General features: G+C 69.4%; 21 protein-coding genes and 1 pseudogene. 15 read left to right on the top strand and 7 right to left on the bottom strand.

Translation table 11 applies throughout. The features are described 5' to 3' along the window. Nucleotides 1-54: 54 nt before the first annotated feature. Nucleotides 55-360 (bottom strand): 30S ribosomal protein S14, encoded by a 306-nt coding sequence (rpsN, locus tag AC07AB_RS30405; protein WP_478573468.1) that lies wholly within the window; start codon nt 358-360, stop codon nt 55-57. After that, nucleotides 360-596: a 50S ribosomal protein L28 gene (gene rpmB / locus AC07AB_RS30400; RefSeq protein ID WP_478573466.1), complete on the bottom strand. Its 237-nt coding sequence runs from the start codon at nt 594-596 to the stop codon at nt 360-362. The genes rpsN and rpmB overlap by 1 nt, the downstream gene beginning before the upstream one ends. Before the next feature lie 54 nt (nt 597-650). Here rpmB and rpmG point away from each other — a divergent pair, with 54 nt between their 5' ends. From rpmG to AC07AB_RS30375, 5 genes are all read left to right on the top strand, one after another. Continuing rightward, on the top strand, nt 651-815 hold the full coding sequence (gene rpmG, locus AC07AB_RS30395; RefSeq protein ID WP_478573463.1) for a 50S ribosomal protein L33: 165 nt from the start codon (nt 651-653) through the stop codon (nt 813-815). A 5-nt stretch (nt 816-820) separates the two neighbouring features. Then, nucleotides 821-1078 (top strand): type B 50S ribosomal protein L31, encoded by a 258-nt coding sequence (locus AC07AB_RS30390; RefSeq protein WP_363227636.1) that lies wholly within the window; start codon nt 821-823, stop codon nt 1076-1078. Further along, nucleotides 1075-2247 carry a CobW family GTP-binding protein gene (locus tag AC07AB_RS30385; RefSeq protein ID WP_478573460.1) on the top strand — a complete coding sequence of 391 codons (1173 nt, stop codon included), beginning with the start codon at nt 1075-1077 and terminating at the stop codon, nt 2245-2247. Before AC07AB_RS30390 ends, AC07AB_RS30385 begins: the two co-directional genes overlap by 4 nt. A gap of 47 nt (nt 2248-2294) precedes the next feature. Further along, the gene (rpsR, locus tag AC07AB_RS30380; protein WP_478573457.1) at nt 2295-2537 is read left to right on the top strand and encodes a 30S ribosomal protein S18; all 243 of its coding nucleotides are present in this window, start codon (nt 2295-2297) and stop codon (nt 2535-2537) included. Between the two features lie 109 nt (nt 2538-2646). Continuing rightward, on the top strand, nt 2647-2886 hold the full coding sequence (locus AC07AB_RS30375; protein ID WP_478573454.1) for a DUF397 domain-containing protein: 240 nt from the start codon (nt 2647-2649) through the stop codon (nt 2884-2886). Nucleotides 2887-3143: 257 nt separating this feature from the next. Here AC07AB_RS30375 and AC07AB_RS30370 read toward each other — a convergent pair whose 3' ends face one another. Then, entirely contained in the window at nt 3144-3662 is a 519-nt protein-coding gene (locus AC07AB_RS30370) for an ATP-binding protein (RefSeq protein WP_478573451.1), read from the bottom strand. Between the two features lie 289 nt (nt 3663-3951). On the opposite strand from AC07AB_RS30370, the gene AC07AB_RS30365 reads away from it, so the two are divergent. From AC07AB_RS30365 to AC07AB_RS30340, 6 genes are all read left to right on the top strand, one after another. Further along, on the top strand, nt 3952-4815 hold the full coding sequence (locus AC07AB_RS30365; protein WP_478573448.1) for a helix-turn-helix domain-containing protein: 864 nt from the start codon (nt 3952-3954) through the stop codon (nt 4813-4815). Nucleotides 4816-4898: 83 nt separating this feature from the next. Continuing rightward, complete coding sequence (locus AC07AB_RS30360; protein ID WP_478573446.1) at nt 4899-6365, top strand: aldehyde dehydrogenase family protein; 1467 nt, start codon at nt 4899-4901, stop codon at nt 6363-6365. Nucleotides 6366-6623: 258 nt separating this feature from the next. Then, a complete protein-coding gene (locus AC07AB_RS30355) occupies nt 6624-7178 on the top strand; it encodes a DinB family protein (protein ID WP_478573443.1) in 555 nt (184 codons plus the stop codon). Between the two features lie 125 nt (nt 7179-7303). After that, entirely contained in the window at nt 7304-7966 is a 663-nt protein-coding gene (locus AC07AB_RS30350) for a PadR family transcriptional regulator (protein ID WP_478573440.1), read from the top strand. Nucleotides 7967-8047: 81 nt separating this feature from the next. Next, entirely contained in the window at nt 8048-9019 is a 972-nt protein-coding gene (locus tag AC07AB_RS30345; RefSeq protein ID WP_478573438.1) for an ATP-binding cassette domain-containing protein, read from the top strand. Next, entirely contained in the window at nt 9016-9801 is a 786-nt protein-coding gene (locus AC07AB_RS30340) for an ABC transporter permease (protein WP_478573435.1), read from the top strand. Before AC07AB_RS30345 ends, AC07AB_RS30340 begins: the two co-directional genes overlap by 4 nt. Before the next feature lie 58 nt (nt 9802-9859). On the opposite strand, the gene AC07AB_RS30335 is transcribed toward AC07AB_RS30340, so the two are convergent. From AC07AB_RS30335 to AC07AB_RS30320, 4 genes are all read right to left on the bottom strand, one after another. Further along, complete coding sequence (locus tag AC07AB_RS30335; protein ID WP_478573432.1) at nt 9860-10474, bottom strand: Uma2 family endonuclease; 615 nt, start codon at nt 10472-10474, stop codon at nt 9860-9862. Nucleotides 10475-10742: 268 nt separating this feature from the next. After that, nucleotides 10743-11057, bottom strand: a complete 315-nt coding sequence (locus AC07AB_RS30330) for a DUF7848 domain-containing protein (RefSeq protein WP_478573429.1) — start codon at nt 11055-11057, stop codon at nt 10743-10745. Next, nucleotides 11054-11347 carry a hypothetical protein gene (locus tag AC07AB_RS30325; RefSeq protein ID WP_478573426.1) on the bottom strand — a complete coding sequence of 98 codons (294 nt, stop codon included), beginning with the start codon at nt 11345-11347 and terminating at the stop codon, nt 11054-11056. Before AC07AB_RS30325 ends, AC07AB_RS30330 begins: the two co-directional genes overlap by 4 nt. Next, nucleotides 11344-11583 (bottom strand): hypothetical protein, encoded by a 240-nt coding sequence (locus AC07AB_RS30320; protein WP_478573425.1) that lies wholly within the window; start codon nt 11581-11583, stop codon nt 11344-11346. The genes AC07AB_RS30325 and AC07AB_RS30320 overlap by 4 nt, the downstream gene beginning before the upstream one ends. 387 nt (nt 11584-11970) lie before the next feature. On the opposite strand from AC07AB_RS30320, the gene AC07AB_RS30315 reads away from it, so the two are divergent. The 4 genes and pseudogenes from AC07AB_RS30315 to AC07AB_RS30300 all read left to right on the top strand — a co-directional run. After that, a complete protein-coding gene (locus tag AC07AB_RS30315) occupies nt 11971-12864 on the top strand; it encodes a helix-turn-helix domain-containing protein (RefSeq protein WP_478573422.1) in 894 nt (297 codons plus the stop codon). Then, complete coding sequence (locus tag AC07AB_RS30310) at nt 12854-13057, top strand: DUF397 domain-containing protein (protein WP_478573419.1); 204 nt, start codon at nt 12854-12856, stop codon at nt 13055-13057. Before AC07AB_RS30315 ends, AC07AB_RS30310 begins: the two co-directional genes overlap by 11 nt. Before the next feature lie 719 nt (nt 13058-13776). Beyond that, nucleotides 13777-13923: a hypothetical protein gene (locus AC07AB_RS30305; protein WP_478573416.1), complete on the top strand. Its 147-nt coding sequence runs from the start codon at nt 13777-13779 to the stop codon at nt 13921-13923. 59 nt (nt 13924-13982) lie between these two features. Next, nucleotides 13983-14267, top strand: a pseudogene (locus tag AC07AB_RS30300) (ABC transporter permease); the annotation flags it as partial. Between the last annotated feature and the right edge of the window lie 217 nt (nt 14268-14484).

Raw genomic sequence — 14484 nt, 5'->3', positions numbered from 1 at the left:
GTCAACCAGGCCCGCGCCCCGGGCCGGTGCCACCAGGCCGCGCCCCGGGCCCTGTCACCAGCTCGACTTGCGCACCCCCGGCAGGAATCCGGCGTGCGCCTGCGCGCGCAGGTTCACCCGGGAGAGGCCGAAGGCGCGGAGGTAGCCGCGCGGCCGGCCGTCGACGCTGTCGCGGTTGCGTACGCGCGTGGCGGCGGCGTCCCGCGGCTGGCGGCTCAGCTCGCGCCGGGCGGCGAGCCGTTCCCCCTCCGGCGAGCGCGGGTCGCGGGCGACCGCCTTGAGCAGGGCCCGCCGGGCGGCGTAGCGGGCGACCGTGGCGCGCCGCTGCTCGTTCTTCGCGATCTTGCTCTTCTTCGCCATCAGACCTTCCCTCCGCGGGCCCGGATACGGGCCACAGCGGCCTCGATGCCGATGGTGTCGACCGTTTTGAGCCCCTTGGCGCTCAGGGTGAGGCGGATGTGGCGGCCTTCGGACGCCAGCCAGTAGCGCTTGCGCTGGATGTTCGGGTCGAAGCGGCGCGGGGTGCGCCGGTGGGAGTGGGAGATGGCGTTGCCGAAGCCTGGCTTGCGGCCGGTCAGCTGGCAGTGGGCGGACAAGGCGCCGCGCCTCCTTCTTTTGAAAACGGGAATCGTTTTCGTATAGTAGCGGTTATGGCCCGCAACGAGGTACGCCCCGTGATCAAGCTCCGGTCCACCGCAGGCACCGGATTCACCTACGTCACCCGCAAGAACCGCCGGAACGACCCCGACCGCATGGAGCTGCGCAAGTTCGACCCGGTCGCCGGCCGTCACGTCACCTTCCGAGAGGAGCGCTGAGCGCCATGAAGCCCGGAATCCACCCCGCCTACCGGCCCGTCGTCTTCCGCGACCGCGCCGCCGGGTACGCCTTCCTCACCCGGTCCACCGCCACCGGCGAGAAGACCGTCGAGTGGGAGGACGGCAACACCTACCCCGTCATCGATGTCGAGATCTCCTCGGCGAGCCACCCCTTCTACACGGGCACGGCGCGCGTCCTGGACACCGCCGGGCGCGTCGAGCGGTTCGAGCGCCGCTACGGCGGGCGCGGGGCCGGGCGATGACCGCCGGTTCCGACCGGATGCCCGTCGCGATCGTCGGCGGGCTGCACTCCGAGGCGCGCCGCGCGGCGGTCGAGCGGCTGCTGCGAGACGTGCCGGGGAGCGTCGCGCTCCACCACGACCTGGCGACGGCCGCCGAGGGAACGGTGCGCCGGACCGTGCGCGACCGCGGGGGCGTGCTCGATACGGGGGAGGCGCCGCTCGTCAACGACTGCGCCTGCTGCGCGCTCCGCGAGGACCTGGTGCCGGAGCTGGAGCGGCTGGCCGAGGGCGGGGGCTGCCGGCTCGCCGTCGTCGAGCTGTGGGACTCCGTCGAACCGAAGGCCATGGCCGAGGTCGTAGCCGTCCACGGCGGGCCCGAGGTGCTGCTCACCGCCGTGTTCACCGCCGTGGACCCCGCCCTGGTCGTGCCCTGCCTGGCGTGCGGGGACGACCTCGCCGAGGCCGGGCTCGCGGCGGCCCCCGGCGACCAGCGCACGGTCGGCGACACCTTCGCCCGGCAGCTGGAGTACGCGTCGGTGCTGGCCCTCGCGGACACCCCGGGGGAGCCCGGCTCCCCCGCCGACCCCACGGCCCTCGCACTGCTCGATCAGCTCACCCCGGCCGCCCGGCAGGTCGGCGTCGGCTCCGGTGAGCTGGCCGCCGCCGCGCTGGCCGGCTTCGACGTGGAGGCCGCCGCCGCGCGGCAGCACCCGGCCTGTGCCCTGCTGCCGCAGGCCGCCGACGCGGACGGCGTCGCCACGCTCGTATGGCAGCGGCGGCGGCCGTTCCACCCCGGGCGGCTGTACGCGGCGCTGGAGGACCTGACCTGCGCGGCGGCGCGCAGCCGCGGCCGGTTCTGGCTCGCGGACCGGCCCGACGCGCTGCTGTCGTGGGACGCGGCGGGCGGCGCGCTGTGCGTGGAGAGCGCCGGGCCCTGGCTCGCGGCGCTGCCGGACGCGGCCTGGGAGCTGGTCGACCCGAACCGCCGGGTCGCCGCCGCCATGGACTGGCACCCCGAGCACGGCGACCGCGCCCAGCACCTGGCCTTCACATCGCCGGGGCTGGACGGGGACGGGCTGCGGGCGCTCCTGGACTCGTGTCTGCTCGACGACGCCGAGTACGCGGCCGGGCCCGCGGCCTGGCGGCGGCTGTCGCCCGCATTCGATGAACTCCTCGATCCGGTCCTGTGACTTTCCGTGCTTTCCGTGTGACCCGCATGTGAGAAAGGTTTTTGTTCATGCCCCGACGTGGCACCGCGGCCAAGCCGCTCAAGCCCCGCCCCAACCCTCTGTACGCCGCCGGCATTTCGTATATCGACTACAAGGACACCGATTTGCTCCGCCGGTTCATTTCCGATCGGGGGAAGATCCGAAGTCGTCGAGTGACCCGCGTCACCGCCCAGCAGCAGCGGCAACTGGCCCGGGCGATCAAGAATGCTCGGGAGATGGCATTGTTGCCGTATTCCGCTACCGCGAAGTAGTGGCCGGAACACCCTCCGTGCACGTGCATCCGCTCATGCAGTGGCACATGAACGCAGCTATGATCCGGAGCAGTTGATAGTTGGCAGCTGCAATTTCCGGGAGAGTCCTGTGCCCCACGCGTACAACGGCATGGCTGCATCGGACCTCCAAGAGGTCGCCTGGCGCAAGAGCCGTCACTCCAACTCCCAGGGTTCCTGTGTGGAGTTCGCCAAGCTGCCGGGCGGCGGGGTCGCCGTCCGCAACTCGCGGCACCCCGACGGACCGGCCCTCGTCTACACCCCGGCGGAGATCGAGGCGATGCTGCTCGGCATCAAGGACGGGGAATTCGACTACCTCGTACGGGACTAGGCCCGGCCGTGTGCGGCCCGGCCTCGTACGGGACCGGGATCGGGCTCGTACGGGACCGGGCTCGGCCTCATATGGGGCCAAGTCCCGCCTCATATGAGACCGGCCCGGCTTCCTGCGGATCCGGGACCGGCCGGCCCGGTTCCCCGTTCTGGCCCGCGGCCCGGTCTCCGGGGTACGGCACCGGCCCCCGCACCGGCACCGGCCCCCGGAGCCGGCCCCCCGCTCGCCAGGTGGCTTCAGTCGTGCGGCAGGCGGCGTCAGTCGCGCGGGAGCCGGAACAGCGCCCAGACGACCTTGCCGCGCAGATGTCCCGCGAGCGGATGCCACCCCCAGCTGTCGCTGAGGGAGTTGACGAGGAAGAGGCCGCGGCCGCATTCCTCGGCGGTCCCGGCCTCGCCCGCGACCGGGCTCTCCTCGCTCGGGTCCCGTACGGCGCACACCAGCCTGGAGGTCCAGCGCATCAGGTGCAGACGGACGGGCGGTTCGTACTCCCGGGTGAGTTGGACGACGTTCGCGGCGGCGGGCGCGGGGCGCTCGGCGGGGACGCCGTGGCTCAGGGCGTTGGTGACCAGTTCGGAGACGGTCAGCGCCAGATCGTCGAAGAGGTCGAAGAGGTCCCACTGCTGGAGCGTGGATCTGGTGAATCTCCGGGCCGCCCGCACTGCTTCGAAGCGGGCCGGGAGCGCGCAGGAGGCGGAGTCGGAGACGCCGGACGGGTCGATCGGTGGGAGGCCCCGCCATAACGGCGCGAGCAGAGTCGATCCTTCGGTACCCATACGAGGCACTCCTGGCGATCGTGGACGTGACGTGCACGTGTGCATGGCCCATCGTTCCGAATGCGTACGGCAGATGCAAGGGCAGATGCACGTGCACGCGCTCGCTTTGTCAGAAGTTGCTCATTTTTGTAGGCAATTCTTCCTACGCCCTCTTGCGTAAGCACGTGGCTTGTCTCTTGTCTGAGTAACCGCGTGGGCACTCAACGGAGCCCGAAGATGGCAGACTTCGGCGCCGGGGGAGCGGGGGTCGCCCTCAGAAGGGTGTGGAACGGACAGGAAGGTCACAGAAATGACCACGAGTGAGTCGAGCGGCTCAGTGGTGCGTCGCATTCTCCTGGGATCACAGCTCAGGAAGCTGCGGGAGTCCCGGGGGATCACCCGCGAGGCCGCCGGGTATTCGATCCGCGCCTCCGAATCGAAGATCAGCCGCATGGAGTTGGGCAGGGTGAGCTTCAAGGCGCGTGATGTCGAAGACCTGCTGACGCTGTACGGAGTGGCCGACGAGGCGGAGCGCGACGCCCTGCTCGGCCTCGCCCGCGAGGCCAACGTCGCGGGCTGGTGGCACAGTTACGGCGATGTCCTGCCCGGCTGGTTCCAGACGTATGTCGGGCTGGAGGGCGCCGCGTCCCACATCTCGATATACGAGGTGCAGTTCGTCCACGGACTGCTCCAGACCGAGGAGTACGCCCACGCCGTCGTCGTGCGCGGCCAGCCCAACGCCGTCGCCGCCGAGGTCGAACGCCGGGTGTCGCTCCGCCTGGAGCGGCAGAAGCTCCTCGTCTCCGAGCGCGCGCCGCAATTCCACGCCGTTCTGGACGAGGCCGCGCTGCACCGCCCGTACGGCGACGCCGACGTGATGCGCGAGCAGTTGCAGCACCTCATCGACATCTCCGAGCAGCCCAATGTGACGCTCCAGGTGATGCCCTTCGCGCATGGCGGGCACGCGGGTGAGAGCGGGGCGTTCACCATGCTGCGCTTCCCGGAGTCGGACCTCTCGGACATCGTCTATCTGGAACAGCTCACCAGTGCGCTCTATGTCGACAAGCGGGAAGAAGTCGCGCAGTACGAGCGCGTAATGGACCGGCTGCGCGCCGACAGCCTCTCGCCGGAAGGGACGCGGGAGTTGTTGCGCCATCTGGTTCAACTGGGTTGATCCGTCAGTACGATGACGGAATATCAGGGTCCCGTGCGTGTGCACGGGCGTCGCGAACTCCTCGTACCTCAGATAGGGATGGCATGCCCGACTACTCCTGCTTCGACGAGTTGGCCTACCAGTACATTGGTGGTGAATGGCGGGCCGGCAGCGGTTCCTGGGACATCGTCGACTTCAATCCGTACGACGGGGAGAAGCTCGCGTCCATAACCGTCGCGACGGTCGAGGAGATCGACCAGGCCTACCGCGCGGCCGAGCGCGCGCAGCCGGCCTGGGGCGCCACCAGCCCCTACCGCCGCCGTCTGGTCTTCGAGCGCGCGCTGCGCGTCATCGACGACCGCGAGGCCGAGCTGGCCGCGGCGATCACCGCGGAGTGCGGCGGTACGGCCGTCAAGGCGTCCTTCGAGCTGCACCTGGTACGGGAGTTCCTGCGGGAGGCCATCCACCTGGCGCTCCAGGCGGAGGGGCGCATCCTGCCGTCCCCGGACGACGGCAAGGAGAACCGCCTCTACCGGCTGCCGGTCGGTGTCGTCGGCGTCATCAGCCCGTTCAACTTCCCCTTCCTGCTCTCCGTCAAGTCGGTGGCCCCGGCGCTCGCCCTCGGCAACGCCGTCGTCCTCAAGCCACACCAGAACACCCCTGTGTGCGGCGGCGGCCTGGTCGCCAAGGTCTTCGAGGAAGCGGGGCTGCCCGGCGGGGTGCTCAACGTCGTCATCACGGACATCGCCGAGATCGGCGACGCGCTCATCGAGCACCCGGTGCCGAAGGTCATCTCCTTCACCGGCTCCGACAAGGTCGGCCGCCATGTGGCCACCGTCGCGGCGGCGAACTTCAAGCGCACGATTCTCGAACTCGGCGGCAACAGCGCGCTGATCGTCCTCGACGACGCCGACATCGACTACGCCGTGGACGCCGCCGTCTTCAGCCGCTTCATCCACCAGGGGCAGGTCTGCATGGCCGCCAACCGGGTGCTCGTGGACCGCCGGGTGGAGCGGGAGTTCACCGAGAAGTTCGTCGCCAAGGTCAAGACGCTCAAGGTCGGCGACCCCGGGGACCCGGCGACCCACATCGGCCCGCTGATCAACGCCGGCCAGGCCGAGGCCGTCACCGCGCTCGTGGAGCAGACCATCGCCGACGGCGCGACCGCGCTGGTGCACGGCTCGGCCGTCGGGACGCTCGTCGGGCCGTCCGTGCTGACCGGGCTGCCCGAAGGCTCGCCCGTACTGGGCCAGGAGATCTTCGGGCCGGTCGCGCTGCTCATCCCGTTCGACGGCGAGGACGAGGCCGTACGCATCGCCAACGCCACCCAGTACGGGCTCAGCGGTGCCGTCCACACCGGCGACATCGAGCGGGGCGTACGGATCGCCAAGCGCATCGACACCGGCATGATCCACGTCAATGACAGCACGGTCCACGACGAGGCGATCGTCCCCTTCGGTGGCGAGAAGAACTCCGGGGTCGGCCGGCTGAACGGCGACTCCATGGTCGACTCCTTCACCACCACCAAGTGGATCTCGATCCAGCACGGCCGGAGCCGCTTCCCGTTCTGACGCCGGACGTCGGCGTCACCGTCGGGGGGTCCGGGGCGCATCCGCCCCGGACGGTGGCGCATCCGAACGGCGGACGTTTCCGAACGGCGGACGTTGGCGAATCCGACGGGGTCCGACGGGGTTCGACGGGGGACTTCGGCGCATCCGACGAGGAGTTTCGGCGAAGCAGAGTCGCATTTCGGCGATCTAGGACAGAAGCTGACCGCATGGGGTCCTACGGTGAGGGCAGCGCAAGAGAGCCGACGAAAGGCGGACCCCATGCCCACCCACGTGACCGAGAACGACTTCAGTGATGAACTCGGCACTCTGCTCGCCTTCCTGGAGGCCCAGCGAGGCGGGGTCCGCCGCGCGCTCATCGGGCTGAGCGACGAGCAGGCGGCCCAGCGGCCGAGCGCCGGGGAGCTGTCCCTGTCCGGGCTGCTCAAGCATGTCGCGGAGACCGAGCTGACCTGGCTGGAGGATGCCAAGGAGGCACCGCGCTCGATCAAGCGCGACACGTCCGACCGGTACCTGAGCTTCCAGCTGGAGGGCGCGGAGACCGTCGAGTCCATGCTGGCCTTCTGGGACGAGGTCGCCGCCGCGACCGAGGAGTACGTACGCTCCCTGCCCGATCTCGACGCCACCTTTCCGCTCCCCGCCGCCCCCTGGTTCCCGCCGGGCGCCCGGCACTCGGTGCGCTGGCTGCTGCTGCACCTGATCGAGGAGACCGCCCGGCACGCGGGACACGCGGACATCGTCCGCGAGACGCTCGACGGGAAGACGGCTTTCGAGCTGGTGGCCGCGGAGGCGCGGGGCGAGGGCGCGGCAGGGTGACGCCCGGTCGGAGACCGGGCACCCGGCCCCGACCGGCCGCCCGGCCCGATCCAAGGCGGCCATCGGCTCCGTCTAACCTGGTCCGCGGGTGCAGGGCAGCCTGCGACAGGTTGAATGAGGAGTCGATGTCCGCGATCCGGCTGTTGGTCCTGGGCGCCGTCCGTCAGCACGGGCGGGCGCACGGCTACCAGGTCCGCAACGACCTCGAAGGCTGGGGCGTCCACGAGTGGTCCAATACCAAGCCGGGTTCGATCTACCACGCGCTGAAACAGATGGCCAAGCAGGGAATGCTGCTCGCGCACGACATCGCCCCGAGCACCGTCGGCGGCCCGCCGCGCACCGAGTACGAGGTGACGGAGGCGGGCGAGGCGGAGTACTTCAAGCTGCTCCGCGAGGCGCTCACCGCGCATGACGCGAAGGTCGACGTACTGAGCGCCGGCATCGGCTTCATCGTGGATCTGCCGCGCGCCGAGGCCATCGCGCTGCTCAAGGAGCGGATCGCGGGGATGGAGCGGTGGCGCGCCGAGGTGGCCCGGCACTGGACCCCGGGCGAGGGCGAGGACTGGGGCCACATCGGCGAGATCATGGGGATGTGGGTGCACACCGCCGAGAGCGGCGCGCAGTGGACGCGCGGCCTGATCGAGCGGCTGGAGGCCGGGGCGTACGTGATGGCGGGCGAGGGTGACCAGTGGGCGGGCTTCCGCTCCGAGGACGGCGCGGGGGACGCGGCGGGCGGGGCCGGTACGGGGCGCGTACTGAGTGACTCGACCGGCCGGGAAGCTATGTAATCAAGTTTGACTAGAGGTCGGTGGCGAGTTACCTTCGCGAGCAAGTAGTCAAATTTGATTACCTCCTCGAAGGAGAGTTCATTGGCCGACACCGATCTCGCGATCGTCGTCGAAGGGCTGCGCAAGACCTATGGAGGCAAGCCCGCGCTGGACGGCATGGACCTGACCGTGCCGCGCGGCACCGTGCACGGCCTGCTCGGCCCCAACGGGGCGGGCAAGACCACCGCCGTACGGATCCTCGCCACCCTGCTGAGGCAGGACGGCGGCCGGGCCGAGGTGGCCGGCTTCGACGTGCGCCGCGACGCCGACGCCGTACGCCACCGGATCGGGCTGCTCGGCCAGCACGCCGCCGTGGACGAGGAGTTGAGCGGGTGGCAGAACCTGGAGATGTTCGGCCGCCTCTACCACCTCGGGGCGCGGGGCGCCGCCGCGCGGGCGGCCGAACTGCTGGACCGTTTCGACCTCGGGGACACCGGACGTAAGGCCGTGGGGCAGTACAGCGGCGGCATGCGCCGCCGCCTCGACCTCGCCGCCAGCCTGGTCCTCGCCCCGGAGGTGCTCTTCCTGGACGAGCCGACCACCGGCCTCGACCCGCGCGGCCGCACCGAGGTCTGGAACGCCGTGCGTTCGCTGGTCGGCGGCGGTACGACCGTACTGCTGACCACCCAGTACCTGGAGGAGGCCGACCAGCTCGCCGACCGGATCTCCCTCCTCGACGCGGGCCGCGTCGCCGCCGAGGGCACTCCCGACGAGCTCAAGGCCCGGATCGGCGGCGACCGCGTCGACATCGTCGTGCGCCACGCCGACCAGCTCGACGCCGCCGCCTCGGTGGTGACCGCCGCCGTACGGGCCACCGCGGCGACCGACCCCGACGGCCGCCGGGTCAGCGCGCCCGTCGCCGACCGGGTCGCCGCGCTGACCGAGACCGTACGGGCGCTCGACGCGGCCGGCGTCGAGGTGGAGGACATCGTGCTGCGCCGGCCGACCCTCGACGAGGTGTTCCTGCGCCTGACGGGCGCGGGCGCCCACACCAAGGAGGACGCCGCCGTATGACGTACTGGGTGCTCACCGACTCCTGGACCATGACCCGCCGCGGCCTCGCGCACCGCGCCCGCCGGCCCGTGAAGCTGCTCGTCGGGCTCGCCTTCCCGGTGATGATGCTGCTGGTCTTCGCCTACTTCCTCGGCGGCGGCATGAGCGTCGCGGGCGGCGGTGACTACAAGGAATTCCTCATCCCCGGGATGCTCGCCCTCACCATGGCCTTCGGCCTCGAAGCCACCATGGTCGCCCTCACCCAGGACCTGAACCGAGGCGTCATCGACCGCTTCCGCGCCATGCCGATGGCTCCCTCGGCTGTGCTGGTCGGCCGCAGCGCGGACGACATGCTGGAGTCGGCGGCGAGCCTTCTCGCGATGGTCGGCGTCGGCCTGCTCATGGGCTGGCGCTGGCACAACGGCTTCGGCGAGGCGCTGTACGCGCTGGGGCTGCTGCTTCTCCTGAGGTTCGCGATGCTGTGGATCGGCATCTACCTCGGCATGGTGGCGGGCAAGCCGGAGCTCGTACAGGCCGTGCAGATCCTGATCTGGCCCATCGGCTTCTTCTCGAACGTCTTCACCTCGGCCGAGTCCATGCCGGGCTGGCTCGGCGCCGTAGCCGAATGGAACCCGATGTCCGCCACGGCCACCGCCGTCCGCGAACTCTTCGGCAACCCGGGCTGGGGCGGCGACTCCTGGGCGGCCACCCACGCCCAACTGCTCGCCGTCGCCTGGCCGGTGGCGCTCCTCGCGATCTTCGGACCGCTGGCGGTGCGGAGGTACCAGCGGCTGTCGCGCTGACCCTGCCGCTCGCTGCCTGTCACTGACCCTGCCGCTCGCCGCGCCCGCCGCCCGCCGGTCAGAACTCGACCAGGCTCCGCAGGTCGAGTTCGACCGGGAAGGGGGCCTCGACCCTCAATACGCCGGTGTGAACGGGGCGTTCGGGAGCCGGGAGATATACGCCTGTCTCGTGGTCGCGCCGGAATTCATGGACTACGGGAAAGTTGTCGTCCCCGCGCTCCACGCGCCAGAAATAGGGAACTTCGGTCTCGGCGAACATGCCGGGCTTGAGGAAGCGGTCCTCACGCCGGGAGCCCGGGGAGACTACTTCCACGGCCAGCGCCACCTTCTCGACGGGGACGCACTCCATTTCGAAGGGGTCCAGGTCGCGCTTGTCGAAGACCACGAGGTCCGGCTTCACGACGGTCTTCTCATCGAGCATGACGCAGCGCTCGGCCTCGGCTGTGTACGGCTCGCGCCGGGCTTGGTGCAACGTGAAGTAGAGCCTGTTGCGCACCATGTCGAGCCATTGAACCGTCATCCCACGAACCATGATCGTCCCATTCACAAGTTCCCAGTCGAACTGCAGGGACAGCTCCTTCACCTGGTCGTAGGTCCAACCGTTCATCGGCGGGTCCATCCAGTTCTCCGGGGTGGCCTGCTCCCACTGCTCATGCCTGGCTTCTGCGGCCATCACTGCTCCCACGGGCTGGATCCTGTGCGAGTTCGTGGACACATGTACTGCATACGGCCGTAGCGCCACCCTCACGAGTGAAGGTCCCCGCCGCGCGCTCAGTGGTGGGAGTGCCGGGTGGGGTTTTCCGCCACCCCGCCCGAGCCTGTGCGGCAGCCACCGGCGAAGTGGCGGGAGCTTCAGCGTCGGATGGCCACGATCAGCGTGAGCGCGAGCACGCTGACGAATGAGGCCGTTGTCACGACGAGCGCGGAGACCCGGGCCAGGGTCACTCCGGCCCGCCTCTTGTGGGGTGGGAGGACAGTGCGAGCCGGGGCGGTGCCGTCTCGCCGATGACCGTGCGGCCCGTGTGCTCCTCCGGCGGTTCCATCGTCACGTAGTCGGCGACGGTCCGGCAGTAGTGGGTGTGTCCCGTCTCCCGGGTGTGGCGGCGCATCCATTCCTCGACCCACTCCAGGCCACCGGAGCGGATCATCTCGCCGCAGTCGCTCTCTTCCTCTGTGACGCATGTGGCGCTGTACTCCGGATACGTGCTTGCGTCCTGTTCGAACGTCCAGGTCATGTACCGGAAAGTGCGGTTCATCGGCGTCTCCTCATGATCTGTTCGGCCTCGGGGCCGAGGAGTCGCCGGAGGAGCCGGCTTTCGTCCGGCTTTCCCGAGGCGGTTTCGATGTCTTTGATCCGCAGCGCGATGCGCATCAACGCCGCGTCGTAGTAACGGGGTTCGGTGCGCCGCGCTGTCACGGCGTGGTGTACGCGTCGCCGACTCGGCCACACGGCGCGCACCGGGCGGGAGAACTGGCCGTACAGCGACCACCACCGCTCGACGTCGCGGCACGCTCGGCGAAGGCGTGCCAGCGGGGGCTGCTTCACTGCTCGTTCCTGTTCGGTGGGTCGTCGGCGTCGTTGGCGCGCAGCCGTACGGAGGTGTCCGGCATGCCGTGCCCCGCGCGGCACTTGGCGCACCGGCACGGCGGGAAGGTGAAGGGGTCGGGCGGAGGGCTGTCCGGGCCGAGCCGAATGTCCGTGCCGTTCGGCACCAGGAGCGCCCCGTTGACGCCCTGCTCGGCCATCAGCCGGGACAGCGCTTCCCGCGCTCGGCTCCTCACGAGAACAGCCACTTCATTCGACCCAACTCGGTCCGAACACGCGCCAGAACGTGGCGGTCGCGTCGGCATTCGCTCTCGGCGGGCCACCACACCGGAGCCATGTGCCACGCACCGCCCGCTCGAATGATTGTTTCAACAACGGTGTCTTCGCTACGAGTTCGAACGGCGGGGGTGCGTGTGCACATGATCGCCACTCCTCATCTCCGCTGCCATGTACGGCCGAAGCGGGTTGGGGAGTGCTCAGAATGCTCCTGAAGAGACGCACTCTGCAAGACTTCATGCGAAGTCGCTTCAGCTTGTTGACGTGCATTGCAGGTCGCTCACGCAGATGCTTTCATTTTGGGCGCGAGGGCGTTTCAGATGCACGTAACGGGAAGGGGTGGGGGTATGTCGGAAGATCTGACCGGGCCGACTGGTTCGACGGTGCCGCGCAGGCAACTGGGGCGATATCTATCTGAACTCCGCGAGCAGGCTGGACTTACCGTAAAGCTGGCGGCGAAGGAGCTGGAGCGTTCCACGGCGACGCTGTGGCGGATCGAATCCGGTAGGACGTCGATCCGCAGTCATGAGGTCGAAGTCATGTGTCGGGTATACGGAGCACCATCGGACCTGACTGAAGCCTTGAAGGCCATCGCGAAGGAAACAAAAGCTCGGGGTTGGTGGCACGCCTATGGCGATGTGATCCCAGAGGGGTTCGACCTCTTCATTGGGCTTGAGGAAGCGGCGTCGCACCTTGATGTCTATGAATCCACGCTGATCCCCGGGTTGTTCCAAGCCGAGGAGTACGCACGGCGCATCATCGAAGCGGGACACCCGGACAAAGACCCAGCGGAAGTGGAGCGACGCGTACAGCTTCGACTCAAGCGCCGGACGGCGCTCACCAGGGTAATCAACCCACCGCAAGTTTCGGTGGTCCTCTATGAGGCCGTGCTCAAGTGCCCAGTCGGCGGTCACCGAGTGATGGCGCGGCAACTGAGGCACCTGGCAACCCTCAGCGAGCTGCCCACTGTCACGGTCAAGGTCGTCCCCTTCGCCGCAGGACTGCACGAGGGCGTCATGTCCGGCCAGTTCACTGTCCTGCGGTTCCCCACAAGCGGGAACGGTAAGCCGACCGAACCGCCAACCGTTTTCGCGGACGGCTACACGGGCGACCTCTACTTGGACAGACCGACTGAGGTCGATCAATACGACATGGCGTTCCGGGAAATTTCGAGTAAGGCGCTATCCGAAGAGACGTCACGGCGTCTGATTATCGAAACGGCGGAAAACTATGAGGGCTGACCTGGCTGGCGCAAAGTGGCGAAAGTCCAGCTACAGCAATTCGAACTCCAACTGCGTTGAATGGGCACCCGCCGTCGCCGCTACCGGCGTCGTTCCCGTCCGCGACAGCAAGGACCCGGACGGTCCCGTCCTTGCTCTCTCCCCCGTCGCGTGGTCCGCGTTCGTCGCGTTCGCGGCCCGTAGCGGAGTCTGATTCGTCGCCAACGCAAGAAGGCCCCGCACCGGCACGTAGCCGGTGCGGGGCGTGGTGGTTGTCAGTGGGCGGCGGCGGTCTGCCGCAGGGTGAGCAGCAGGCGGGCGACTAGGGTGCCGATGCTAGGAAGTCGCCCCGCGTGCGCGGGGACCACATGTCGTCCGCGGCCTTCTTGACCCTCTCCGCGGGACCACCCCCGCGTGCGCGGGGACCACTGGTACTTCTCGCCCTCCACAATGAATGAACCGGGACCACCCCCGCGTGCGCGGGGACCACATCGCCCTGTACGCGGACCCGATCGTGTGGGAGGGACCACCCCCGCGTGCGCGGGGACCACATCGCCCTGTACGCGGACCCGATCGTGTGGGAGGGACCACCCCCGCGTGCGCGGGGACCACAGGCCGCGACCTGCGATGTTACGCAGGCCGACAGTGGTTTTTGCCCAACTTCACAGAATCCGGCATATGGGGTGAATGCATAGGTTGTTGCGACCTCCCCGTGAGCGAAAGCAGGGGCCAGTATGCACCTGGCCAACGTCTGCCGCTGGGGAAGCGCGATCATGGCAATCGCCGTCCCGGCAACCCCTGTGGCGACCGCGTCGACGTCGTCGTGCGCCGCGCCGACCAACTCGACGCCGTTGCCTCGGTGGTGGCCGCCGCCGTTCGGGCCACCCGATCGACTCCAACGGCCGGCGGGTCAGCGCGCCCGTCGCCGATCGGGTGGCCGCGCTGACCGAGACGCTGCGGGCGCTCGGCGCGGCCGGCGTCGAGGTGGAGGACATCGCGCTGCGCCGTCCGACGCTCGACGAGGTGTTCCTGCGCCTCACGGGCGCGGGAGTACGTACCGAGGAGGGTGCCGCCGCATGACGAACTGGGTGCTCACCGATGCCTGGACCATGACCCGCCGCGGCCTGGCGCACCGTAACCCGGAACTCGTACAGGCCGTGCAGATCCTGATCTGGCCCGTCGGCTTCCTCTCCAATGTCTTCACCTCGGCCGAGTCCATGCCGGGCTGGCTCGGCGCCATAGCCGAATGGAACCCGATGTCCGCCACGGCCACCGCCGTCCGCGAACTCTTCGGCAACCCGGGCTGGGGCGGTGACTCCTGGGCGGCCACCCACGCCCCACCCCTCGCCGTGGCCTGGCCGGTGGTCCTGCTCGCGGTCTTCGGGCCACTGGCGGTACGGAGGTACCGGGGGCTGTCGCGGTGACGGACGCCGGACTGACGGTCGCCGGGCTCGTCACGACTCGATGATGTCCCGCAGATCGATCTCGATGGGGAAGGGGACGCTCGTCCTGAGCTCCCCGCGGAACAGAGCGGCCCCGGTACCTCCGACGAGGTACCGGGGCCGTCGTGTGTACGGGACCGGGGGGGGGGGGGGGGGGGGGGGGGGGGGGAGGGGGGGGGGGGAGGAGGGGAGGGGGAGA

The sequence above is a fragment of the Streptomyces sp. NPDC044033 genome (assembly GCF_056434425.1).
The sequence above is the reverse complement of the archived record's forward strand: the minus strand, read 5'-3'. Positions and strand labels throughout refer to the sequence as shown.

Coding starts and splice junctions, on each gene's coding strand:
- rpmG (WP_478573463.1), top strand. CDS start 651: ATGGCCCGCAACGAGGTACGCCCCGTGATCAAGCTCCGGTCCACCGCA.
- rpsN (WP_478573468.1), bottom strand. CDS start 360: ATGGCGAAGAAGAGCAAGATCGCGAAGAACGAGCAGCGGCGCGCCACG.
- AC07AB_RS30330 (WP_478573429.1), bottom strand. CDS start 11,057: ATGAACCGCACTTTCCGGTACATGACCTGGACGTTCGAACAGGACGCA.
- AC07AB_RS30350 (WP_478573440.1), top strand. CDS start 7,304: ATGTCCGCGATCCGGCTGTTGGTCCTGGGCGCCGTCCGTCAGCACGGG.
- AC07AB_RS30335 (WP_478573432.1), bottom strand. CDS start 10,474: ATGGCCGCAGAAGCCAGGCATGAGCAGTGGGAGCAGGCCACCCCGGAG.
- AC07AB_RS30385 (WP_478573460.1), top strand. CDS start 1,075: ATGACCGCCGGTTCCGACCGGATGCCCGTCGCGATCGTCGGCGGGCTG.
- AC07AB_RS30370 (WP_478573451.1), bottom strand. CDS start 3,662: ATGGGTACCGAAGGATCGACTCTGCTCGCGCCGTTATGGCGGGGCCTC.
- AC07AB_RS30360 (WP_478573446.1), top strand. CDS start 4,899: ATGCCCGACTACTCCTGCTTCGACGAGTTGGCCTACCAGTACATTGGT.
- AC07AB_RS30340 (WP_478573435.1), top strand. CDS start 9,016: ATGACGTACTGGGTGCTCACCGACTCCTGGACCATGACCCGCCGCGGC.
- AC07AB_RS30315 (WP_478573422.1), top strand. CDS start 11,971: ATGTCGGAAGATCTGACCGGGCCGACTGGTTCGACGGTGCCGCGCAGG.
- AC07AB_RS30355 (WP_478573443.1), top strand. CDS start 6,624: ATGCCCACCCACGTGACCGAGAACGACTTCAGTGATGAACTCGGCACT.
- rpsR (WP_478573457.1), top strand. CDS start 2,295: ATGCCCCGACGTGGCACCGCGGCCAAGCCGCTCAAGCCCCGCCCCAAC.
- AC07AB_RS30390 (WP_363227636.1), top strand. CDS start 821: ATGAAGCCCGGAATCCACCCCGCCTACCGGCCCGTCGTCTTCCGCGAC.
- AC07AB_RS30365 (WP_478573448.1), top strand. CDS start 3,952: ATGACCACGAGTGAGTCGAGCGGCTCAGTGGTGCGTCGCATTCTCCTG.
- AC07AB_RS30310 (WP_478573419.1), top strand. CDS start 12,854: ATGAGGGCTGACCTGGCTGGCGCAAAGTGGCGAAAGTCCAGCTACAGC.